17 protein-coding genes are annotated in these 21,458 nt (G+C 65.9%); 6 read left to right on the plus strand and 11 right to left on the minus strand.

From position 1 onward, the window contains the following. Positions 1–80 precede the first annotated feature (80 nt). Together malQ and ACJJV6_RS09880 are read left to right on the plus strand one after the other, a co-directional pair. A complete protein-coding gene (malQ, locus tag ACJJV6_RS09875) occupies positions 81–2,360 on the plus strand; it encodes a 4-alpha-glucanotransferase (protein WP_354176633.1) in 2,280 nt (759 codons plus the stop codon). 20 nt (positions 2,361–2,380) lie between these two features. Further along, positions 2,381–3,337 carry an SDR family oxidoreductase gene (locus ACJJV6_RS09880; protein WP_009357770.1) on the plus strand — a complete coding sequence of 319 codons (957 nt, stop codon included), beginning with the start codon at positions 2,381–2,383 and terminating at the stop codon, positions 3,335–3,337. A gap of 77 nt (positions 3,338–3,414) precedes the next feature. Here ACJJV6_RS09880 and ACJJV6_RS09885 read toward each other — a convergent pair whose 3' ends face one another. Together ACJJV6_RS09885 and ACJJV6_RS09890 are read right to left on the minus strand one after the other, a co-directional pair. Further along, on the minus strand, positions 3,415–6,402 hold the full coding sequence (locus ACJJV6_RS09885) for an alpha-amylase family glycosyl hydrolase (protein WP_354176631.1): 2,988 nt from the start codon (positions 6,400–6,402) through the stop codon (positions 3,415–3,417). A 451-nt stretch (positions 6,403–6,853) separates the two neighbouring features. Beyond that, positions 6,854–7,900, minus strand: a complete 1,047-nt coding sequence (locus ACJJV6_RS09890) for a beta-propeller fold lactonase family protein (RefSeq protein WP_009357769.1) — start codon at positions 7,898–7,900, stop codon at positions 6,854–6,856. 323 nt (positions 7,901–8,223) lie between these two features. On the opposite strand from ACJJV6_RS09890, the gene ACJJV6_RS09895 reads away from it, so the two are divergent. Next, on the plus strand, positions 8,224–8,994 hold the full coding sequence (locus tag ACJJV6_RS09895) for a methyltransferase (RefSeq protein WP_009357768.1): 771 nt from the start codon (positions 8,224–8,226) through the stop codon (positions 8,992–8,994). Between the two features lie 128 nt (positions 8,995–9,122). Here ACJJV6_RS09895 and ACJJV6_RS09900 read toward each other — a convergent pair whose 3' ends face one another. Next, a complete protein-coding gene (locus ACJJV6_RS09900; RefSeq protein ID WP_009357767.1) occupies positions 9,123–11,099 on the minus strand; it encodes an HNH endonuclease signature motif containing protein in 1,977 nt (658 codons plus the stop codon). Positions 11,100–11,274: 175 nt separating this feature from the next. Between ACJJV6_RS09900 and ACJJV6_RS09905 the strand changes: the two genes are divergently transcribed. Then, entirely contained in the window at positions 11,275–11,865 is a 591-nt protein-coding gene (locus ACJJV6_RS09905) for a DM13 domain-containing protein (RefSeq protein WP_009357766.1), read from the plus strand. A gap of 171 nt (positions 11,866–12,036) precedes the next feature. Here the strand turns inward: ACJJV6_RS09905 and ACJJV6_RS09910 are convergent, their stop codons facing one another. From ACJJV6_RS09910 to ACJJV6_RS09940, 7 genes are all read right to left on the minus strand, one after another. Then, on the minus strand, positions 12,037–12,570 hold the full coding sequence (locus ACJJV6_RS09910; protein WP_009357765.1) for a hypothetical protein: 534 nt from the start codon (positions 12,568–12,570) through the stop codon (positions 12,037–12,039). A 123-nt stretch (positions 12,571–12,693) separates the two neighbouring features. Continuing rightward, positions 12,694–12,960, minus strand: a complete 267-nt coding sequence (locus ACJJV6_RS09915) for a GlsB/YeaQ/YmgE family stress response membrane protein (protein WP_009357764.1) — start codon at positions 12,958–12,960, stop codon at positions 12,694–12,696. 133 nt (positions 12,961–13,093) lie between these two features. Then, a complete protein-coding gene (locus ACJJV6_RS09920) occupies positions 13,094–13,927 on the minus strand; it encodes an aldo/keto reductase (RefSeq protein ID WP_009357763.1) in 834 nt (277 codons plus the stop codon). 29 nt (positions 13,928–13,956) lie between these two features. After that, positions 13,957–16,509, minus strand: coding sequence for a rhamnogalacturonan lyase (locus ACJJV6_RS09925; protein WP_009357762.1), 2,553 nt, complete (start codon positions 16,507–16,509; stop codon positions 13,957–13,959). Between the two features lie 247 nt (positions 16,510–16,756). After that, entirely contained in the window at positions 16,757–17,779 is a 1,023-nt protein-coding gene (locus tag ACJJV6_RS09930) for an SDR family oxidoreductase (RefSeq protein WP_009357761.1), read from the minus strand. Then, positions 17,776–18,747: an aldo/keto reductase gene (locus ACJJV6_RS09935; protein ID WP_009357760.1), complete on the minus strand. Its 972-nt coding sequence runs from the start codon at positions 18,745–18,747 to the stop codon at positions 17,776–17,778. The genes ACJJV6_RS09930 and ACJJV6_RS09935 overlap by 4 nt, the downstream gene beginning before the upstream one ends. Before the next feature lie 60 nt (positions 18,748–18,807). Beyond that, positions 18,808–19,629, minus strand: a complete 822-nt coding sequence (locus tag ACJJV6_RS09940) for an aldo/keto reductase (protein ID WP_407708844.1) — start codon at positions 19,627–19,629, stop codon at positions 18,808–18,810. Positions 19,630–19,835: 206 nt separating this feature from the next. On the opposite strand from ACJJV6_RS09940, the gene ACJJV6_RS09945 reads away from it, so the two are divergent. After that, on the plus strand, positions 19,836–20,738 hold the full coding sequence (locus tag ACJJV6_RS09945) for a helix-turn-helix domain-containing protein (RefSeq protein WP_035752597.1): 903 nt from the start codon (positions 19,836–19,838) through the stop codon (positions 20,736–20,738). Positions 20,739–20,867: 129 nt separating this feature from the next. Further along, positions 20,868–21,086: a hypothetical protein gene (locus tag ACJJV6_RS09950; RefSeq protein WP_009357758.1), complete on the plus strand. Its 219-nt coding sequence runs from the start codon at positions 20,868–20,870 to the stop codon at positions 21,084–21,086. Between the two features lie 85 nt (positions 21,087–21,171). On the opposite strand, the gene ACJJV6_RS09955 is transcribed toward ACJJV6_RS09950, so the two are convergent. Next, positions 21,172–21,384: a dodecin gene (locus tag ACJJV6_RS09955; protein ID WP_009357757.1), complete on the minus strand. Its 213-nt coding sequence runs from the start codon at positions 21,382–21,384 to the stop codon at positions 21,172–21,174. Positions 21,385–21,458 lie beyond the last annotated feature (74 nt).

Raw genomic sequence — 21,458 nt, forward strand, 5'->3', positions numbered from 1 at the left:
TGTGCACGGGGGTGCGAGCGCCCGGTACAACAGGCAGCACTGTAAGTTCGATCCCTTCACACCAGACGAGGCGGACACGCATGACGGCTTCAGACCAGCAGCACGCACCACGGCCAGCGATGCCGGCCGATCCACCGGGCTTCGTTCCGGCTGCGGGGGAATCTGCCCCGGGAAGTGCTGCCGGCGGGCCCGTCACAGGGGCACGCGTGGACCCCCACCTGCTCCAGCAGTTGGCGGATGCGCACGGCGTGGGAACTTCGTTCCAGGGCTGGGATGGGCTGCCGCACTCGGTGGCCGAGGAAACACTCATCAAGGTTTTGGCTGCCTTGGGCGTCCAGGCGCACACCAACCAGCACATCCAGGAAGCGCTGGCGGAAGCGGCACTGGCGCCGTGGCGGCGGATGCTGCCACCCGCCGTCGTAATCCAGCAGGGCGAGCCGGCGCAGGTCCCCGTGCATGTGCGGGAAGGAGCCGCTGCCAGCCTGGCCATCACGCTGGAAGGCGGGGCCGGGACGCGGGAAGCGGAACAGCAGGACGTCTGGGTGCAGCCCGTGGACGTGGACGGTGTGTCGGTGGGCCGGGCAACCTTCGCCCTCCCGCAGGACCTGCCGCTGGGCTGGCACACGCTTGTGGCCGAGTCGGAAGGCACCACCGCGTCCGCCACGCTGGTGGTGGCTCCTGCCCGGCTTGAGACGGCAAAGGAACTGGAGAAGCGCCGGGGCTGGGGCCTGGCAACGCAGCTGTATTCCGTCCGGTCCAAGCGGTCATGGGGCATCGGCGACTTCTCGGACCTGGCCGACCTTGCCGCGCTGAGCGGTGCCCGCGGCGCCGACTATGTGCTGGTCAATCCGCTGCATGCGGCGGAGCCCGTTCCGCCGGTCCAGCCTTCGCCCTATTCGCCGTCCACCCGGCGGTTCTTCAACCCGCTCTATATCCGGATTGAGGCCATTCCCGAACTGGCCTACCTGAAGCCGCGCAAACGTGCCCAGCTGGAAAAACTGCACGAGGAAGTGGCCGGACTCAACAAGGACGGCGGGCGGCTGGACCGGAATTCCGTCTACGCCGCAAAGCTGCAGGCACTGGAACTTCTGTACCACACCCGCCGTTCGCCTGCCCGGCAGGCAGCGTTCGACGAGTTCTGCCGGATTTCCGGCAGCGGACTCGACGATTTCGCCCTGTGGTCCGCCATCCGCGAGGACCTCGCCCCGGATGCTCCGCTGTGGACCGACCCCGCCACCGCCTTGGGCACCCCTGAAGCGGAAGCGCTCCGGGAAAAGCTTGGCGACCGGATCGGCTTCCACCGCTGGCTGCAGTGGATTTGCGACGAGCAGCTCGAGAATGCCCAGCAGGCCGCGCTGAGGTCGGGCATGCGGCTGGGTGTGGTCCACGACCTTGCAGTCGGCGTGGACCACAGCAGTGCCGACGCCTGGACCCTCCGGAACGTGCTGGCGCCGGCCACCAGCGTGGGTGCGCCGCCGGACATGTACAACCAGCAGGGCCAGGACTGGGGCCAGCCGCCGTGGCACCCCGTTCGGCTGGCGGAGGCCGGCTACCAGCCCTTCCGCAATATGCTCGCCACCGTGCTGCGGCACGCCGGCGGCATCCGGGTGGACCACATTCTCGGACTGTTCCGGCTCTGGTGGATTCCGGTGGGCAACGCCCCCGGCGACGGCGCCTACGTCCGCTACGACCACGAGGCACTGATCGGCATCCTGGCCCTTGAGGCGCACCGCGCCGGGGCCGTGGTGATCGGCGAGGACCTCGGCACCTTCGAACCGTGGGTGCGGGACTACCTGGCCGCGCGCGGCATCATGGGCACGTCCATCCTTTGGTTTGAGTACGACGGCGATTCCCCGCTTGCGCCCGAAAAGTACCGTACGCAGGCGCTTGCCAGCGTGAACACCCACGACCTTCCGCCCACCGCCGGCTACCTGGCCGGCGACCATGTGGCGCTGCGGAGCAGGCTGGGCCTGCTGGAACGCTCCGAAGCCGAAGAGCGGGCCGAGCACAACGCGTCCTTGGAAAAGATGCTCGCCATGCTGCGGGAGCGGGGCTACCTTCCGGAGGACGGGACCGGCGGCTCCGGTGGTCCCGGACCATCCGGCTCCGAGGAGCGCACCATCGAGGCCCTGCACCTGCTGCTCACGCAGACGCCGTCGGTCCTGCTGGGCGTGGCCTTGGTGGACGCAGTGGGGGAGCGGCGCGTGCAGAACCAGCCCGGAACCACCGAGGCGCTGTACCCGAACTGGCAGGTCCCGTTGGGCGGCCCGGACGGCAGTCCCGTTGTCCTTGATGACCTCCCCGCTAACGCGCGGTTCAACAGCCTGCTCGCTGCGGTGGAGGAGGCTCTGCACGGCTGATCAACCCTGAGGAGGGCGCCATGAATCCCCACCCGTTCCCCGACGCCGCAAGCCCGGCCAAGGAGCCGGACGGGCGTGGGCCCATCCTGCTGGTTGGCGGCACCGGGTTCCTGGGGAGCCAGGTGGTCACCGAGCTGCTGAAACGTGGGAAACAGGTGCGCGCCCTGGTCCGGCCAGGTTCGGATGCGTCCCGGCTGGAGGCCGCCGGCGCAGACATAGCCCGCGGAGACATGATGGACCCCGACTCGCTCGACCGCGCGATGTCCGGTGTGGATGCTGTGGTTACCTCGGCCGCCGGCTACACCAGGCACAGCAAGGGGGATACGCCCGATATCGATACGAGGGGCAATTCCAACCTGGCCGAGGCCGCGCACCGCGGGGGCGTCCGCCGGTTCGTCCTCACCAGCATCCTCACCTGCGACCAGACCCCGGACGTCCCGCACTTCTGGCACAAAAAGCTCATGGAGGACAGGCTCGAGCAGCTTGGTGTTCCGTTCGTCGCGCTGCGGCCCGGCGCCTTCCTGGACCAGGTCACCCGGTTCGGCGGGGACCCCATCGCCAAGGGCAAGCTCATGTGGATGGGCTCGCCCCGCGTCCCCACCACGTTCGTGCTGACCCCGGACCTTGCCGGTTACCTGGCAGAAGCCGTGGACGCTCCCGGCGTTGACGGGCAGCGGATCGATATCGGCTGGGACCGTCCGCTCGGCATGCAGGACGTCGCCGAAATTGCCGCCCGCCTGACCGGCAAACCCATCAAGGTCCGCTCCATCCCCATGCCGGTCCTGAAGGCGGCGGGATTGGTAGTGGGCCGCTTCAATCCAATGGTGAAGGACCTCGCGGCCATGATCGCCTGGTTCCAGTCCGGGCGCTATGTTGCCGACACCAGGCGGCAGGCGGAGGTCTTCGGGCCGCCGCCATCGGCCGAAGACGCCGTCCGCCGGTTCATCGGCATCCTGGGCCACCCCGTCAAGGGCTGACCGGGAACGAAGGAAGGCTCCCCGCCCCGTCCCGATATCGGGAACAGGGCGGGGAGCCTTCCACATGGTGATTGTGGCTAACCCGCCGTGATCACGTGGTTGAAGTGGTCGTAGCGGAAGGTGACCGGGCCGCCGTCGTGCTCAAAGGCGATGTTGGCACCTGGCGAGGCGCCGCCCGCCCCGTAGCTGACGTCCCAGGAGCGGTTCAGCGCCGCCTTGAACTCGTAGCTCCCGGCGGGCAGGTCCGGAACGCTCAGCTTCCACACCAGGTCTGCCGGGTCCAGCACCAGCTGGGCCTGGTCACAGGCGGGCTCCCAGTCGGCGGTGCAGCCAAGCTCGCTGTTCATGCTGCCAGCGGCGGCAACTGCCCCCGGCTGCTGGGAGGCGTAGACCGCGCTGAGGACGTGCGTGCCGTTGTCGTAGCGGAACGTGACGGGTCCGCCGGGGTGGTCCAGCACGAGGTTAGGCCCGTTGAACTGGCCGCCGTCCCCGTAGTTTTCATCCCAGCCGCCATTCAGTGCTGCCTTGTACTCGTATTTGCCTGCCGGCAGGTCCACCGTCAGGCGCCAGATGTTGTCGGCCGGGTCCAGGGCCATCATGGCCTGGGTGCAGGCCGGCTGCCATGCTTCAGCGCAGCCCATCGCCTGGTTCAGCGATCCGGCAACGGTCACCGAGTCAGGCTGCGGAGCATCGCCCACGGTGACCGTGCGCACCCCGCTGGCAACAGTAAAGCCGGGGCCGCTCATCGAAGCACGGTACTTAACCTCGGTGCCGTCCGCCAGGCTGGAGACGTCGTCCGTAGCGGAGTACACGGGCGAAGAAGCATCAGATCCGACGGCCGTCCACTCGCCGCCCGCCACGCTGCGCTCAAACGACACACTGTGGCTGGCCTTCTCGGGATCGGCCGTGGCGCTGAGTTCCACCATGCCCTTGACGCTGCTGCCCTCTTCGGGTTTCTGCAGCGTGAGGACGGGCGCCGGGACGTTGGCCGAACGCGTTTGGCTGGTGGCCGTGTGGCCGCCATTGTCCAGGACGGTTGCGCGGTACTCCACCGCGGTGCCGGCGTCGAAGCCCGCGACGTCGTGGAAGACCTGGTAGGGAGCGGTGTCGTCAGTGCCGATCGGTTCCCAGTTGCCGCCCGCTGTCTTCGCTTCGAAGGTGACCTCATAGAATGAGGAACCGTCGACGTCGGCCGTCACATTAAGGCGTCCATTGTCACCGGGTGCCGCTGCAGGCTCCTGGAGCACGACGCCGGGCGCGGCCTTCGAATGCGGGATCCGGCCCGAAGATTCGTAAACCACGGCGGACAGCGGCGGGACGGTGACCGTCAGCTTTCCGTCCTCCGACGTCTTGGTTTCTGCTGCCGCATCGCCATAGATGCGGGTGTAGTTCCGCTTGGCGATATAGGTGGGAACCTCGGCCGTCTGCGCCTGCTCACTGTTGTTCAACGCCACAACGTATTCGCGCTGGTCCTCAGCGTCCGTCCGGGAGAAGGCGTAGATGCCCGCGCCCTCGGACGCGTAGCGGTGCTGGTGCGCGCCGTCCCGCAGGGCGGGGTGTTCCTTGGTCAGCGCCGCCAGTTCGCTGATCTTGGCATACAGCGGGTGGCCGGTGTTGAAGTTGTCCTGGGCGTGGGTGGCGTCAGTCCCCAGCAGGTCATCGTCCAGGTACTCAGGCACCTTGCTTGCGAACAGGGTCTGCCGCGCGTCCTGGTCTCCGCCGGGGCCGGTGAAGCCCTGCTCGTCGCCGTAGTAGATCACCGGGTTGCCGCGGGAGAAGTACATCAGCTCGTGGGCAAGCCGGTCGCGGGCCACCTGCTCGGCGTCGTCCGAGCCCGGGTTGTCTGCCGCAATGAAGCTGCCGATGCGGCCCATATCGTGATTACCGAGGAAGGTGGGCAGCTGGTAGACGTTGGAGTCCGCATCCGTGTACCAGTCATCGCCGGCGAAGAACGTTGCCAGGTTGCGGGTGTCCTGGCTCTTCGAGGCAAAGTTGCGGGCGGCGTCCTGGAACGGGAAGTCCAGTACCGCCTGCATCTGGTTCCGCGTGGTGAACTGCGAGGTGAAGCTCTTGGTAGCGTCGAAGACCTCGCCGAACATGAAGAATTCTTCCTTGCCCTGTTCCTTCGCGTAGGCGAGGACGTCCGGGCCGAATTCCTGCCAGAACTCGTTGTTGACGTGCTTCATGGTGTCGATCCGGAAGCCGTCCACGCCGAAGTCGCCGATCCAGGTCTTGTAGATGTCCTTCATGCCTTCCACCACCGTTGGGTGCTCCGTGAAGAGGTCATCAAGGCCGAAGAAGTCGCCGTAGTAGGCGTCCTCGCCCGCGAAGGTGGTGTCACCGCGGTTGTGGTAGAGGGTGGGGTCGTTCAGCCAGGCCGGAACCTTCAGGTCCTTTTCGCTCTCGTCCAGGACGGGCTTGTAGGGAAAGGAGGTGGTGGCGTCCAGTTCCGGGAAACTGCCTGTACCGGCATAGTCGCGGTCATCGAATTCCTGGCCATCCGCCGTCTTGTACGGAACTGCATCCTTGGAGACGTAGCCTTTGCGTGCACCTTCCTCATAGCCGATGACGTCTGCCGTGTGGTTGGTGATTATGTCGAAGTAGACCTTCATGCCCCGGGCGTGGGCAGCGTCGATGAGCGCCTTGAGTTCGTCGTTGGTGCCCAGGTGCGGATCGATCTGGGTGAAGTCGGTGATCCAGTAGCCGTGGTAGCCAGCTGATTTGTCTTCAGGCTGGACGGCCTTGTTCTTGAAGCTGGGAGTAAGCCAGATGGACGTGGTGCCAAGCCCCTGGATGTAGTCGATCTTGTTGAGGAGCCCAGCCAGGTCGCCGCCGTTGTAGAACCCCTTCCTGGCTGGATCGAAGCCCGAGACCATGGGATCCGGGCCAAGCCCGCCCTGGTCATTGGCCGTGCTGCCGTTGCTGAAGCGGTCGGCCATGACGAAATAGAAGTTCTCGTCCGTGACCGGGGCCCGGAGTGAGTGGAGGGCTGATGACGCTCCCGGATGCTTTGGACCCTCTGTGGTGCCGGGGGCGGCGGCTGCGGGTAGGACTGCTGCGGACACGGCAACTGCTGCTGCAACCACTCCCGCCGCGGAGCGGATGCCCGCCGACCGGATGGAGGACGGGGTTGTTCCTGTTCCTGTTCCGGTTCGTCTGCGATTCTGGCTGGTGGTTCTGGCGCGCGACAAGGCGCTATTAGGGGTGCGGGATATCAAAGGGTGAGACCTTCCTGGTGTAGCGGCGCTGCTGTTCAGGCTTGCCGGAGGCAGGGCGTTCTGCTGGGTGCGGGTTCACCAGGCGGCAAGCCCTGTGAACCACGTCACAACTGTAAGCGCTTGCACTGAATAACTCCAGCGTTTGGGTAATGTCCGTGCGGGGTCGCTGGAGCCATTGCCGAAAGCACCCGTCGAGTGCCCGGGCGGCGTCAGCGTGCGTACCCGGGGGCGACAGTCCGTGGTTCCGGGACGGCGCCAGCCCGAATGCCCGCAGCCGTCAGCCCGAGTGCCCGGGGCGTCAGCCAGCCGGGATGAGGGCTGTGGGTGAGGGGGTCCGGACGTCGTGGAGGAGTGGGCCCGGCAGCCCGGTGGCAGGATCCAGCGCGAACGTGGCGACATTGTCCGACCGTTCATGGGCCACGTGAAGCCAGTTTCCCCTTACCAGGTGGTGCCGCGGCCAGTCACCGCCGCTCGGCATGTCGTGCACCGGCAGGAGCTCCGTCCCGCCACCGGCCACCTCCAGGGTGCTGACGATATTGGTGCCGCGGACGCCCACATAGGCGTAGCGGCCGTCCTTACTAAGGGAGATCTCGGCCGCAGAGTCCCCGGACTGGCTGCCGCCGGAGGTGGCCGGTCCACGGAACACCAGCTCAAAGGTCCCGGCCTCCGGCCGGATGATAAAGACCTCAACGGAGTATTCAGAGACGACGAAGACGTTGCCGCTGGCATGCTGCACCAGATGGCGGGGACCGCTGCCGAACGCCAGCGCCACCTCGTGGTCGGCAACAAGCCCCGTACCCGGGACGTAGTTCCAGACACGGAGGGTGTCATGCCCAAGATCGGTGGTCATGATGCGGCCGTCCTGAAGCATCAGGCTGGCATGCGCGCGGCTTGGCCGCGGCCGGCCCGGTGACAGGCTTGCGTGCGGGTCCGCCGAAGGTGGCGCTGCGAACCGCCCTGTCATGCCGCCGTCGGCATCCAGTTCGTACAGGAGGACCTGGCCGTCACCCCAGCAGGCAGCGGTAACAAAGCGGCCCCTCGGGTCAACGGCCACATGGCAGGTGGCCTCACCGGCGGGCTGCGGCGGACCGAGCGGTTCCAGGCCGAACTCGCCGGTCCTGCGGTACGCCTGGACCATCTGGCGTTGCTCAGCCACCGCATAAACGACCGGCAGGGACGGATGTACGGCAATGAACGACGGCGACTGCGCCTGCACGGCCGTGCCCAGCCACTCCAGGCTGCCGTCCTGATGCGCGCGGAGGGCACCGATGCCCTCGGCGCGGCCGCCTCCGTCCGATGTGTAGGTTCCGGTCCAGATGATGGTGTCGCTAGTGGCGGAGGTCATGCCTCCATCCTGTCAAGGATTTGGCTTCGCTCCATGGCGACCCGGCCTCAGCTAGCATGGAATTTCCAGTCACGGCACCAGGAGGTGAATCCGATCAACGCGTTACCTGTTTCGGGTTCATCCTGGTGCTGCTGTCCGGGCCGTCTGGCCTGACTGGCGCATGCAGGGTGCCCACCGGCTCACCGAAAGGCGTTCCCATGCCACCTGCTGAATGGTCTACTGCTCCTGTTGCATTACCTCCCGCTTCCCTGACTTTTGCTGGAATTGTCTCCGCCCTGCGGGGAGCCGGCTGTGTTTTCGCTGAGGAGGAGGCCGCGCTCCTGATGGCCGAATGTTCCGGCCCCGCGGAACTGGCCCGCGGGGTGCAGCGGCGCCGCGCAGGCATTCCGCTTGAATATGTCCTGGGCTGGGCCGAATTCTTCGGTCAGCGGATCGAAGTAGGGCAAGGTGTCTTTGTGCCCCGTCGGCGGACCGAGCTGCTCGTCCAAACGGCTTTGGAACTGCTTGCCCCGACCGACCCCGTTCCCGTCAGCACCGTTCCGTCCAGCCCTGTTCCGGTCGGCCACGCTCCGTCCGCCCACGCTCTGTCCAGCGTTGTAGTCGATCTCTGCTGCGGGTCCGGGGCCGTGGGTGCCACCCTGCTGGCTGTGCACCCAGATCTGGAACTCCACGCCTCCGACCTAGATCCCGCTGCTGCGGCCTGCGCCCGGCGGAACGTCGAAAAGATGGGCGGCCGCGTGTACGAGGGGGACCTGTTTGCTGCCCTTCCCGTTTCGATCCGGGGCCGCGTGCAGGTGCTTGCAGTCAACGCTCCGTATGTGCCCAGCGACGCGATCAGGACCATGCCTCCTGAGGCGCGGCTTCACGAACCCCGCCTTTCCCTCGACGGCGGGCCCGACGGGCTCGACATCCACCGCCTTGTGGCTGCTTCCGCCCCCGGATGGTTGAGTGCTGACGGGCATCTTCTCATTGAAACCAGTGAGCAGCAGGCAGCGGGAACAGCATCAATCGTTGCATCGGCTGGCCTTGCTGTGAGGACCGTTCGATCGGAAGAACTGGACGGCACCTTAGTGGTCGGGACCAAAGGAAGCTAGCACCGCCAAGATCTGGCATCATGCCGAGCTGGCACTGACAGGGGAGCCGCCCGCGAGGTATGCCACGCGGGGGAGGGCGAGAAGTGGGCCAAACAGGGTAGGGCACCAAGCTGAAGGGACGGTACGGTTCACTCCCGCAGGTGGGGGAGTGGTGGGGGTTTGAAGTAGTTGTTTTGCCGGGGGCTTTGGTTGGGGTCGACGTGGGGCGGTGGAATGAAGCTTGGGGTGCCGTGCTGGATGGCGATGGCCCACTGTTCTTTGTGGATCAGGTGGTGGTGGAAACTGCAGAGCAGGACGCCGTTGTCGGTGGTGGTTTCGCCGCCGTGTGACCAGTAGGTGATGTGGTGGGCTTCGCACCACGGAGCGGGGATGGTGCAGTCCGGGAAGGCGCATCCTTGGTCGCGGGCCGTGAGGGCGAGGCGTTGGGCGGGGGTGAACAGCCGGGTTTTGCGTCCCAGGTGCAGGATTTCGCCGTGAGTGCCCAGTACTGCGGGGATGATGTCGGCGTCGCAGGCTATTTTGCGCAGCGTGGTGGCGGCCGCTGGTCCTGTAAAGGCGAAGTTTCCGGTTCCGTGCCGGTCGGGCGTACGGTCCTGGCCTGGGCGCGCGCGTGTTCCTGACCCGTCCGTATGGGGCCCAGCCAAACTAGCTCCACCAGTACTAGCCCTACCCGCAGTGGTACTGCCTGCACTGTTTCTGTCCGCATCGGCTGCACCGGTGCCGGTAGCGGCGGCGGTGGTGGTGGGGAAGAGGTCCTGGTAGTTGATGGTTGCGATGATCTGGGGACGGTTGCCGCCTGTGGTGGGCAGCTGGTTTGTGGTCAGCCCTGCTTTGACGGCGGAGACAAGCCCGTCCAGCTGTTGCTGGGGGCGGGAGCGCCGTTCCAGGCTGATGTCCAGGTCCCGGTGCGGGTCCACGGTGGCATCCGGGTTGTCTGCCGGGACCTGAGCCTGGCTGCTGCTCGTGAGGTTTTCCGTTGTCTGGCTGGTGCTGGTGTTGGGGGTGGTGGTGCGGGGGTTGGTGGCGGTGTTCATGACGGTGGCGAGGTATTCGTACTGGTCGGTGGTGGCGAAGATTTCGACGTGGTGCAGGCCGTGGCGGGGTTTTCGGATGAAGGCTCCCTGGGTGTGGCGGAGCGCTTCTTCGGAGGGTTCGGCACCGTCGGCGTCGATGGTGTCAGCCCATCGGCGGGCCAGACGGGCGAGGAAGTCGGGGTCGGTGGTCCTGGCGGCGGTGGTGAGGTGGTTTTCGATGTGCTCGAGGATTTCCGGCGTGGCTTGATGTTGGAGCCGGTCGAGGGTTGCGGTGATGATGGTCGCGGCGTGAGAGGACACTGCCGGTGCTGCGGCTTCACCGCCTGTGGGAGCAAGCGCGGCGGCGAGGTGGGTGCGCAACGGTGGGACGGGTTGTCCGGTGAGGCTGCTGGCTGGCAGGACCTGGTGGGCGAGGGCAAGGCGGCGGCGGGCTTCGCGGATGGGGATCCGGAGCCGGAGCCTGAGGAACTCGGCAGTGTTCCGGCAGCCGTCGTCGGCCGGGGATGTCACCGGCGGATCCTGTTGACCTGCTGCGGGCGCGGCTGCGGGTTGAAGAGTGCTGGAGGCGGGCCAGTCAACGTCGGTTTCGTTCAGTGTCTCGACGCCGTTGGCGTCCCAGCCGGTCATCCAGCCCCGCCCCGGCCGGTCCGTTGTTGCGGCGCTGGTGCGGGTCCGGCTGGTTCGGGCGGCCGCGGCGGCGGCGATGGCTTGGGTGCGGGTGCGGTCCACGGCTCCGGCGGACTGAACCTGCAAAGACTCCAGACGCCGGGAAAGTTCCTCAATGTGGGCCGCGTAATGAGCTGCTTCGGCATAGTCCGCGGCTGCCAGGGCTTCCGGTGCAGCGGCTGCCGCCGTGGTGAGCAGTGCACCGATCGCGGCCAGCCCCAGCGGGTCCTCGGCCGGGCGGGCAACCGGACCGGCGGTAGCCTGGTGCGCCGGAAGGTGACTCAGCCGCCCGGGCCGCCTGCCGGCGTCGTGCGCAATAAACGGGCGGCGGTGCTGCGGCGCAACCAGCGGAAGAGTGCCGGCAGTACTGCCGAACTCTGCAAGCTGCTCCCCAATGGCCTCCATGGGACAACTCTCCCAAAGACCACCGACAAAACAGCCGGTTCGAGAGGGCTATGTGGAAAACCCGCTGAACGGGGGTCGCATGCTGTTCCGGAATGGGGAAGGGAAGCCACGAGATTAGGGCGGGACGGTCCGGGGCGTCGTTGCGCCGGGTGGCTATTACGCGGACGATGGAGCCATGGGCAGAAACCGCGGCCGGTTGGGCCGGCGATCGAAGGTCATCCTGGCGGTTCTGGCAGCCGCAGCCCTGGTCGTGGGGCTTGTCGTATTCAAGCCGTGGCTGCTTTTCATAGATGTGCGGGTGGACGAGCAACTACCGTTTGTAGCCAGCCAGACCACGCCGCCGCAGCCTTCTCCTTCAGGCCTTCCGGGCGGGGATGCCATCGAACCCCAGGCTCCTCCGGCGACGCCTCCCGGGCCCCGGCAATTGGCCGTGGGCACGCTGATCAGCCACGAACACGCCACCACAGGCACTGTCCGGATCGTTGAACAGCCCGACGGCAAAAGGCTGCTGACCCTGGAGAACCTGGACACGTCGAACGGTCCGGATGTCCACGTCTGGTTGAGCGCTGCCAAAGTAGTTGAGGGCACAGCCGGCTGGTTTACCGCGGGTTCCGCCGAGTACTACGACCTGGGCCTGATCAAGGGAAACCAAGGCAACCAGGTCTACGACATTCCCGCGGACGTTGATCTTGCGCGGTACAAGTCAGTGGACCTGTGGTGCGTGCAGTTCAGCGTTTCCTTTGGCGCCGCGGACCTGGTGACCTGAGCCCTGAACACCTGACCGCCAAGGCCTGCCAGCACCGACCAGCAAAAATGCCGGCCGCCGCGTCCCCCAAGGATCGCGACGGCCAGCATGGCGATTCAGTTTTAGCACACGGAAGTCAATGCCCCATTGTCAAGGGTGCTTCCCGTGTCATGATCTGACGCAGAGAGTGCCTCAGGCCTTCGAACCACCCTCATCGGATGTGGTTCCCAGGTTCGTAGTTTCCGGGTGGGTGCTGTGCGCGGGGATGTGGTCCTCGCCGAGGTCACCCGCATCGCTCAGGGTTCCGGACGTTCCCGCTGCGCCTCCCGTGGTGCCGGATGTTCCAGTCGCCGCGGTTCCGTAACTGCCTGGGGCGCCGTTGCCTATGGTGCCAGTACCTGTGCCGCTTGCGGTGGCAGCCGTGGAAGTGCCGGCGTCGGACGTTGCGGGTTTGCCGTCACCCGAAGACCCGGACGCGCCTTCACGATGCATTGCGGAGCCAAGCACGGTCCCCGCCCGGCGTGCCGCCTCGGTCAGCTGGTCGGCCACTTCGGGGGCCTTTTCCTTGATGGCATCCGTGGCGACATGCACTTTGTCCTGGACGGGCTTGCTGTCCCAAATTCCTGCGGCGCGTGCCTTGAGCTTGTCGTACGCAGCGCGCCCGGACCGGGATCCAAGGACGTAGCCGGTGGCAATTCCGATACCCAAAAGAAGCTTGTTTTTCACGATGAACTCCTGCTCCGTGAGAAGGTTTTCAAATCCGGCCAGCCGGACGGCGTATGGCCGGGAATATGAAAACCGGCCCGGGGGATTTTGTCCCCGGGCCGGTTTCCTGGCTTGCGGGCTAGGTTAGCCGCGAGCGCTGCGCTTGGTGACCATGCCGTAGACCAGCAGCACGATGAGAGCGCCGCCGATGGCCAGCAGCCACGTCTGCAGCGAGAAGAACTCCTGCAGTCCGGTGCCGAAGACCATGCCGCCGATCCAGCCGCCGAGGAGTGCTCCTACGACGCCCAGAACCAGGGTGATGAGCCAGCCGCCACCCTGACGGCCCGGAAGGATCGCCTTAGCGATCGCACCAGCAATAAGTCCGAGAATCAGAAATGCAATAAATCCCATTTTTTCGTTCCTCTTCCTAAGTAAAGGAGGCCTCCGGATTCCGGAAGCACTTCATCCTTCTGACTCAATAGTAATCATGCTTACTATCTGTTTGCCAACCCCGTAAGTTGGAAAAAGTGCATTTCAGGGCGTTTTAGTGCCCCGTGACGTCCGAATCGTTGCCGGCCCCGGGACCCTCGTCCAGGATCGCCAATTCCGCTAGATCCTGCGGATCCAGGGTGAAATCGAAGATGTCCAGATTCTCCTTCATCCGGTCCGGATTAGCGGTCTTGGGAATCGTTACCAGTCCGTGTTGAACGTGCCACCGCAGTACCAGCTGGCCGGGCGTTTTGCCGTGCTTTTCGGCCAGTTGGGTGAGGATGGGCGCGTCCAGCAGACCGGCCCCGGACCCGCCCAGGGGGCTGTAGGATTCGGTGACGATTCCGTGCTTCTGGTGGAACTCCCGCTCCACGGTCCGGGTCACCGCCGGCGTCAGCTGGATCTGGTTGACGGCAGGAACCACGTCGGTTTCTGCCATCAACCGCTCCAAGTGGGCGGGCTTGAAGTTGGACACTCCAATGGAGCGCACCTTTCCTTCCGCCTGGAGTCGCTCGAACGTCTTCCATGTGGAGATGTACTCATCCCGGGCCGGCAGCGGCCAGTGGATCAGCAGGAGGTCCACGTAATCCAGCCCCAGCCGCCGCAGCGAACCCTCGAGCCCTTCCACCGCCCTGTCGTTGCCCTGGAACTGGCCGTCGAGCTTGGTGGTGATGAAGAGCTCGCTCCTGTCCACGCCGCAGGCGCGGACGCCGTTCCCCACCCCTTGCTCGTTGCCGTACTTCACGGCCGTATCGATGTGCCGGTACCCGGCTTCCACGGCCTGGACGACGGCGGCAGCGGCCTGGTCGTCGTCCAGCGGCCAGGTGCCAAGACCTACCTGCGGGATGGAGTAGCCGTCATTGAGTTTGATCAGCGGTGCAAGTGTCATGAGAACAGTCTCTCCCGTAGGGTGCCGTCCTAGCTCCCAAAAGCCCGGAGAATGTTTCCGGCGTTGTAGTCCAGGACCGTCCGGGCGGTGTCCGAAACCGTGTCCGGTCCGTTCTGCTGGGCCAGGAAGTCCACGAACCGCTCCAGCGTCCTGGCAGCCTTCTCCGGGTCGCCGTCTTCAACGGCCTTTGCTGCCTGCCGCACGTTTTCCGTGAGTTGGCTGGCCACCGGGCCCGTGACATCCCCTGATTCCGTCAGGTCCTCCAGCGCGTGCTGCAACGCCTTCACGCTGCCGGGGAGCCAGGCTGCGCGGAGCGGCACATCGCCGAACTCCATGTCCGAGGCAAAGTAGAAGTCGGTGTAGGAGGGCTGGTTGTAGGTGGTGTTCTGCCGGGCAACCTCCGCGCGGTACTGGGGATCGTGCATCAGCGTGTAGAGCTTGTGGTTGGTCACCTCGGTGCTCAGGTACATCCGCAGGGCGGTGCTGTCCGCGGTCCGGACGAGCATCTCCTCGCGCCAGTCACCCACGACGTCCGCCACCAGGCTGGGTGTTCCCTTGGTGCCGTTGTTGGTGCGGGTTCCCTCCGCGGTCAGCAGCCGTCCGCGCTTCCAGTCGTCGATGGTGGGGGTCTGGTCGCCGGAGCCGTTGACGATCTGCGTGGTCATGTCCGCTGCCCACTTGATGCTCATGTTGGTGCCGGGCTGGGATGTGGAAAGCTTGGTGCCGTCGGCGGACTGCATGCCGATGGCCCAGTTCTCGATGCCGGGTACGGCGGGGTCAACGTCGCCGATCATGCCGCGGCCGGTGTCCTTGCCCGAGTAGGCGCCGAACAGCACCTCGCCCGTGCCGGCGTCGCGCATGGCATAGCCGTAGGGTGCCCACGTGCCGCCCTCGTGCACCGTGAAGATTTCCTTGCCGGGCCGGTTGGGGTCGATGTCCGTCACGTGCATGGCGTCGCCGTGGCCCAGCCGCGCCTCTTCACCCGGTGTGGCGCTGCCCTCCGGCATGGTGTCGAAGGAGCTGTACAGGACGGAGCCGTCGTCGTCGATGGTTGCGGCGCCGTAGACGATCTCCTGCCTGCCGTCGCCGTCCACGTCCGAGGCGCTCAGCGAATGGAAACCCTGCGTGGTGAGCTTGCCGTATTCCGGATCGGTGCCGTCACGGCCGTGCGGGGAATCGTTGAACGGGTTGGTCATGGGTGCCCAGCCCGAGTCGATGTTCCAGGCCGGGGAGAGGTTGGTACCGTCCCAGGTGTAGGTGGCCAGGGTGGTGCGGGTGTAGTAGCCGCGGGCGAAGACCGCTGCGGGCTTTTGCCCGTCCAGATAGGCGACGCCGGCCAGGAACCGGTCCACGCGGTTTCCCGGCTCGATGCGTGCCATGGCGTAGTCGCCCCACATCAGGCCGTCGTCGTGCCGGCCCGGCTCGTAGGCCACCGTCTTCAGTTCCTTGCCCGTGGCGCCCTCGAAAACGGTGAGGTATTCCGGGCCGGAGACGATGAAGCCCTCGAAGGCCCGAAGGTTGTTCCGTGCGCTGCGGGAGGGGGCGTAAACGTCCATGAAGTAGTCGGCCAGCGCTTTGGCGTCGGATGTGGACAGCGGGTACTGGTACTCCGGCGCGATGCCGAAGGCTTCCTCGAGGGTGGCGGGCCAGTTGCCGGCCTTTACCTCGGGGTGCTGGCTCCAGCCCTGGAACATCTCCACGACGTGCTGGTAGTAGTCCGCGGCGCTCATCCGGTAGTCGTCGGTGCTGGCGTAGCCTGCTTCGATGTCGGACTGAAGCAGCGTGATGAACTGCTGGGATGCGACACTGCCGTCCGCGTTGTAGTTGGTGCTCTTTGTCCCCGGCGCCGTCTTCATCATCATCTCGGCGCGGCCGTCACCGTCGAAGTCGTTAACGAGCAGCTGCGTGTAGTGCGCGCCCGAACGGACGTTGACGCCCAGGTCGATCCGGTGCAGGAGCGTGCCGTCCGCCTTGTAGGTGTCCACGTAGGTGTTGCCGGTGTAGCCCACCTGCGAGACGTCCTTGGAGTTGTTGGGGTCCCACTTCACGATGAACTCGTACTGGCCATCGCCGTCCACGTCGGCCACCGAGGCATCGTTGGCGGAGTAGGTGTAGGCCTGGCCGGCCGGGGTGACGCCGTCCGCCGGCTTCCGTAGCGGAATGTCCTTGAAGTTCCCGCCCCAGGAGGTGGCGGTGGCGCTTTCGTCCAGTTCAACGCCTTCGACGACGGCGCGCACCTGGTACTTCGAGGCGGCGGTTCCGGAGGTGTCCAGGTAGTTGGTGCTGTCCGTGACCGTTGCCAGCTTCTGGCCGTCCCGGTACACGTTGAAGTCGGTGCCGGTCAGGCCTGTGGCGGACGAACCGGTGGCTTCGTGGCCCAGCAGCCGCCAGCTGAGGAAGACGCCCTCGGACGTGCCGGCGGCCACCAGCCCCCGGTCCAGGTGATCCAGCTGGACCGCCGGGTTGCCCGGCTCAGGGGAGGGCCCGACGGCGGAGGCCGGGGCTGCAAGGCAGCCGAATGTCAGGGCAACGCCCAGGGTGCCGACCGACAGCAGGCGCAGGCTTGTCTTGGTGGGATTCATCGGTGAATCCTTTCAATTTTGTATCGGGAAAACGCTTCCCCAGTAACCTAGGGTAGGGGGTGGGGGTAAAACAAGCCTTGAAATCGCGCCAGAAGCGCGCTATTTAGAACGTTGTAGAATTGGGTGCTCGCCGGGCACGCTGGAATGCTTCGGGAACGCCGATCCTGATCGGCGTTCCCGAAGCATTCCGGCGATTTCGCGGACAGTGGCTAACGAAGGCAGGCTCAGCTCCGCTTTGCGCGGAGGTTCACATGCTGCCGCGGGCCCACGCAGTGAGCTTGTCCGTGAGCTCCATGTAGCCCTGGTCCACCACCTGCAGCTCAGGGTGGGAGTCATGCCACTGAACGATCTCCCGGGCACCGTCGGCGAAGGGGATGGTGGCCGCGTAGTCCGGCACGAGGGCTTTGATCTTGCTGTTGTCGAAGATGACCGAGTGGGAGCGGTCGCCCAACAGATTGGCGCCGATCTCGGGGTTCTGTGCGGCGATGGTCTCCGATGCCACGTGGACAAGTTCCGGTTCCGCCACGCCCGCGGCCCTGGCAAAGAGCCGGTAGACCTGGTTCCAGGGCAGGTACTCGTCAGACGTGATGGTGTAGCTCTCGCCCACCGCCTGGGGCAGGCCGAGCAAGCCGACGAAGGCCTTGGCGAAGTCCCGGCTGTGGGTCAGGGTCCAGAGCGAGGTGCCGTCCCCGTGCACCATGACGGGCAGGCCTGCGCGCATCCGGTGGATGTCGGTCCAGCCGCCCACCATGGCAATCTTGGTGCGGTCGTAGGTGTGTGAGGGGCGGACCACCGTCAATGGAAAATCGTCATCCCGGTAGGCGCGGAACAGCAGTTCCTCGCAGGCAATCTTGTCCCGGGAGTACTTCCAGAACGGGTTCTTCAGCGGCGTGGACTCAAGGATCGGCAGCCGGGCAGGTGGCTTCTGGTAGGCGGACGCGGAGCTGATGAAGACGTACTGCCCGGTCCTGCCCCGGAACAACTCCATGCTGGCCTGCGCCTGGTCCGGCGTGTAGGTGATGAAATCGGCAACGGCGTCGAACTCCCGCCTGCCCAGCACCTCCCGGACGGACTCCTGGTCCCGGACGTCCGCTTGCAGGGTCTCCACCCCTTCCGGGACCGGCCTGGTGGACCGGCCCCGGTTGAGGATGGTGAGCCGGTGTCCCAGCCCGACGGCGCGTTCCGCTGCCGCCGTGCTGATTACCCCGGTGCCGCCGATGAAGAGGATGTTCCGCGGCGCCACCGGTCCGGCTTCAGGGTGCGGGATCACCACGCGTAATCCTCCGGGGCTGTCCTGTGGCCCGGGAAGATGGCATCCAGTTGCTTCAGTGCATCGGCGTCCAGTGTGACGTTTAGTGCCCGGATGGCGGCGTCCAGCTGTTCCTGGGTCCGCGGGCCCACGATCGGGGCCGTCACTGCCGGCTGGTGCAGGAGCCATGCCAGGGCGATGTCGCCCGGCTCATGGCCCAGCTCGTCGGCAAAGTCCTCGTACTGGCGGATCTGGCCTTCGTGCTTCTTGAGGGTCTCCGCCGCACGGCCTTCGGTGCGCCGGACGCCGTCGCGCTCCTTCTTCAGCACCCCGCCCAGGAGTCCGCCCTGGAGGGGTGACCACGGAATGAGCCCCAGCCCGTACTCCTGGGCGGCGGGGATGACCTCCAGCTCCACCTGCCGCATGAACAGGTTGTAAATGGACTGCTCGCTGACCAGGCCGGTGTAGTTCCGCCGCCGCGCGGCCTCCTGCGCCTGGGCGATATGCCAGCCGGCGAAGTTGCTGCTGCCGGAGTAGAGGATCTTGCCCTGCTGGACGGCAACCTCAATGGCCTGCCAGATTTCGTCCCACGGGGTATCCCGGTCGATGTGGTGGAACTGGTAGACGTCGATGTAGTCCGTCTGCAGCCGCTTGAGGCTCGCGTCCAGGGCACGGCGGATATTGAGGGCGGACAGCCTGGACTCATTGGGCCGGTCCGTCATGGTGCCGTAGAGCTTAGTGGCCAGGACCGTGTGTTCGCGGCGCTCGCCGCCCTTGGCGAACCAGCGCCCGATGATTTCCTCGGTCCAGCCGCGGTGCCCCGCGCCGCCGTAGACGTTGGCGGTGTCGAAGAAGTTGATGCCGTTCTCATGGGCGGAGTCCATGATGCTGTGGGCATCGGATTCCTCTGTTTGCGGTCCGAAGTTCATGGTGCCAAGGCAGAGGCGGGAGACCTTGAGGCCGGACCGGCCCAAGTGGGTGTATTCCATGGAAAGTCCTTTCAGCGATTGTGCCCGGGTAGCGCGGCGGTTGGGCCGGCCGGGATGCGGCTAGAGCTGGGTGAAGGATGCGACGGCGGGATCGGAACCCAGGCGGGCGCCCGACTCGAGGGCACTGATGGCCGCGAGTTCGTCGTCGGAAAGCGTCAGGGACGACGCGGCAAAATTTTCCCGGATACGTCCGGGGTCCACGGACTTGGGGATGACGATGTTGCCGGTCGCCAGGTGCCAGGCGAGCACCACCTGCGCGGTGGTGGCGTTGTGGGCGGTGGCGATGGACGTGACGGCGTTTCCGTTGAGGTCCGCGCCCTGTCCCAGCGGACTGTACGCCTCCACCTCGATCCCCAGGCTCCGGCACTTCCCGGCAAGCTCTGCCTGCTGGTAGCTCGGGTGGAGTTCGATCTGGTTGACGGCCGGGACGATTTCGGCGGACTCGAGCAGCGTGTCCAGGTGGTCGGAGAGGAAGTTGGAGACGCCGATGGCCCGGATTTCCTTGTTCTCGTAGAGCCGCTCCATCTCCTTCCAGGCCTGGACGTAGAGGCCCTGCGACGGAACCGGCCAGTGGATGAGGTAGAGGTCGACGTAGTCCAGGCCAAGTGCCTTGCGGCTGTTCTGGAAAGCCTCCTGTGCGCGCCCCTGTTCGCCGTTGCGCAGCTTGGTGGTGATGAAGATGTCCTCGCGGGCAATGCCGGTGGCCGCAATGGCGGCACCGACGCCTTCCTCATTCTGGTAGGCGGCGGCAGTGTCGATATGGCGGTAGCCTGCCGCCAGCGCATCCTCGACGGTCCGCTGCGTGTCTTCCGGCGGGACCTGGAATACGCCGAAGCCAAGCTGGGGGATGGTGACGCCGTTGTTCAGTGTCAGCTCTGACATTGGTGCTCCTTGCAGGTGCTGGTGCTAATGCTGGAATGGGGTGCCGTGTGCTTGACACGGAGAAAGCGGTTTCCGCTGGCTCTGTTCCGAGCCTATGCATTTTTTGCCGCCAAGTCAGCAGCTAAGGATGATCCTCTTTTTCCTAGGACTGCCAGTCCTACCTTCGTTGTAGAAGTTGGCGGGGAAGGCCGGGCACAATGGTCACCATGGGTCAAAGCGCCGAATTCGGAAAATTCCTCAAAGCCATGCGGTCACGGCTCAGTCCGGAAGTAGCCGGAGCAGGCACTACCCCCGGGGCGCGCAGGGTTCCCGGGCTCCGGCGCGAGGAAGTGGCGCGTTTGGCCGGAGTCAGCACTGACTACTACGTCCGGCTGGAGCAGGGCCGCAACATCCACCCCTCACGGACAGTGCTCGACGCCGTGTCGCGGGCGCTGCGGCTGGACAGCAGCGAGCACGCCCACATGCTGGATTTGTTGGAGAACTGCGCCGGAACACCCCGGCCGTCCGGGTCCACGGTGCAGGGCGTCCGGCCGGCGCTCCGGAACCTCCTCGACGCCGTGGGGGACGTGCCCGCCATGGTCCTGGGCCGGCGCAGCGATGTCCTGGCCGGGAACCGGATGGCGTTCCTGCTCTTTACTGATTTCCCCGCCCTTCCGGCCGCCGAACGCAACCTCACCCGCTGGCTCATCCTCGATTCGGGGGCCCGGGACCTGTTCCGGGACTGGAAAACGGTGGCGGCGGAGGCAGCCGGAGCGCTCCGGCTGGACGTAGGGCGGCACCCCAACGATCCCCAGGCCAGCCAGTTGGTGGGCGAGCTCGCGGTCCACAGCGAACACTTCCGGCAATGGTGGGCCGGACACCGGGTGGCGACGAGGGCAGCGGGGACCGTGCGGCTGCACCACCCGACAGTAGGGGACCTGGAACTGAACTTTGAAAACCTGGCTCTTCCGGACGACCCCGACCAGACGCTGCGGATCTATTCCGCCCGGCCCGGCTCGCCGTCGTCGGACGCGCTTGCGCTGCTGGGCAGCCTTGGTGCGCCCGGGGCGGGGCAGCAGCGGGAGGGGATTGACGTCGTCGCAGCACCCCAGGAGACCGGGAAAGCGTAGCGGCGCCGGGCCGGCTGTACATTTGTCCAGAGGAAGGCGGCGATTCTGGCCAGCCGCCCATTGGTGGGGTGGGGCGCTGTTCCTAGGCTGGAGGAACATACTCTTCGCCCACCAAGGATGGTCTCAAAGATGAAACGCATCGCCCTGCTGAAGGAACGCCAGGCAGGTAACGCCGGCAACGCCTCGTCCACCGCCACCGGCTCGCACTGCCCGGTGTCCGGACTGTGGAGCCCCGACCACGATCCCCACACCGTGCTGTCCTTTTTTGAAGGACATGTGTTTCCCGCGTTCGACGGCGTCCCTACAGTGTGGCGGCGGCGTCCGTCAGGTTTCGCCTCGGCCAACTAGGGCCAACCTTAAACGCGGACTGGCCCGCAGCTGGTGCCTAAACCATTGGTTTCCGGGCACCGGCTGCTGGCCAGTCGCGAGGGTTTTAGTGTTCCTCGAGGCGGAAGCCGATCTTCATGGTGACCTGCCAGTCGGCGATCTTGCCTTCCTCCAGGTGTCCGCGGATCTCCTTCACCTCGAACCAGTCAAGGTTCCGCAGCGTCTGGGAAGCCTTGGCGATCCCGTTCCGGACGGCGTCGTCCACACCCTGATCCGACGTGCCGACAATTTCAGAAATGCTGTACGTGTGGTTGGACAACTTCGCTCCTCGTGATCATCGTTGCTCCCGGTTGCGGGCCGTCCTTGAAGACTAGTAGGACAACGATGGGCTGA

This window comes from Arthrobacter nitrophenolicus, assembly GCF_045833485.1.
Classification (GTDB): Bacteria; Actinomycetota; Actinomycetes; order Actinomycetales; family Micrococcaceae; genus Arthrobacter; species Arthrobacter nitrophenolicus.

What these genes read in the sequence shown, in the direction of transcription:
- ACJJV6_RS09940 (WP_407708844.1), bottom strand. Translation starts at nt 19,629, where the DNA reads ATGTCAGAGCTGACACTGAACAACGGCGTCACCATCCCCCAGCTTGGC.
- ACJJV6_RS09895 (WP_009357768.1), top strand. Translation starts at nt 8,224, where the DNA reads ATGGCCGAATGTTCCGGCCCCGCGGAACTGGCCCGCGGGGTGCAGCGG.
- ACJJV6_RS09905 (WP_009357766.1), top strand. Translation starts at nt 11,275, where the DNA reads ATGGGCAGAAACCGCGGCCGGTTGGGCCGGCGATCGAAGGTCATCCTG.
- ACJJV6_RS09920 (WP_009357763.1), bottom strand. Translation starts at nt 13,927, where the DNA reads ATGACACTTGCACCGCTGATCAAACTCAATGACGGCTACTCCATCCCG.
- ACJJV6_RS09900 (WP_009357767.1), bottom strand. Translation starts at nt 11,099, where the DNA reads ATGGAGGCCATTGGGGAGCAGCTTGCAGAGTTCGGCAGTACTGCCGGC.
- ACJJV6_RS09890 (WP_009357769.1), bottom strand. Translation starts at nt 7,900, where the DNA reads ATGACCTCCGCCACTAGCGACACCATCATCTGGACCGGAACCTACACA.
- malQ (WP_354176633.1), top strand. Translation starts at nt 81, where the DNA reads ATGACGGCTTCAGACCAGCAGCACGCACCACGGCCAGCGATGCCGGCC.
- ACJJV6_RS09880 (WP_009357770.1), top strand. Translation starts at nt 2,381, where the DNA reads ATGAATCCCCACCCGTTCCCCGACGCCGCAAGCCCGGCCAAGGAGCCG.
- ACJJV6_RS09945 (WP_035752597.1), top strand. Translation starts at nt 19,836, where the DNA reads ATGGGTCAAAGCGCCGAATTCGGAAAATTCCTCAAAGCCATGCGGTCA.
- ACJJV6_RS09925 (WP_009357762.1), bottom strand. Translation starts at nt 16,509, where the DNA reads ATGAATCCCACCAAGACAAGCCTGCGCCTGCTGTCGGTCGGCACCCTG.
- ACJJV6_RS09935 (WP_009357760.1), bottom strand. Translation starts at nt 18,747, where the DNA reads ATGGAATACACCCACTTGGGCCGGTCCGGCCTCAAGGTCTCCCGCCTC.
- ACJJV6_RS09950 (WP_009357758.1), top strand. Translation starts at nt 20,868, where the DNA reads ATGAAACGCATCGCCCTGCTGAAGGAACGCCAGGCAGGTAACGCCGGC.
- ACJJV6_RS09915 (WP_009357764.1), bottom strand. Translation starts at nt 12,960, where the DNA reads ATGGGATTTATTGCATTTCTGATTCTCGGACTTATTGCTGGTGCGATC.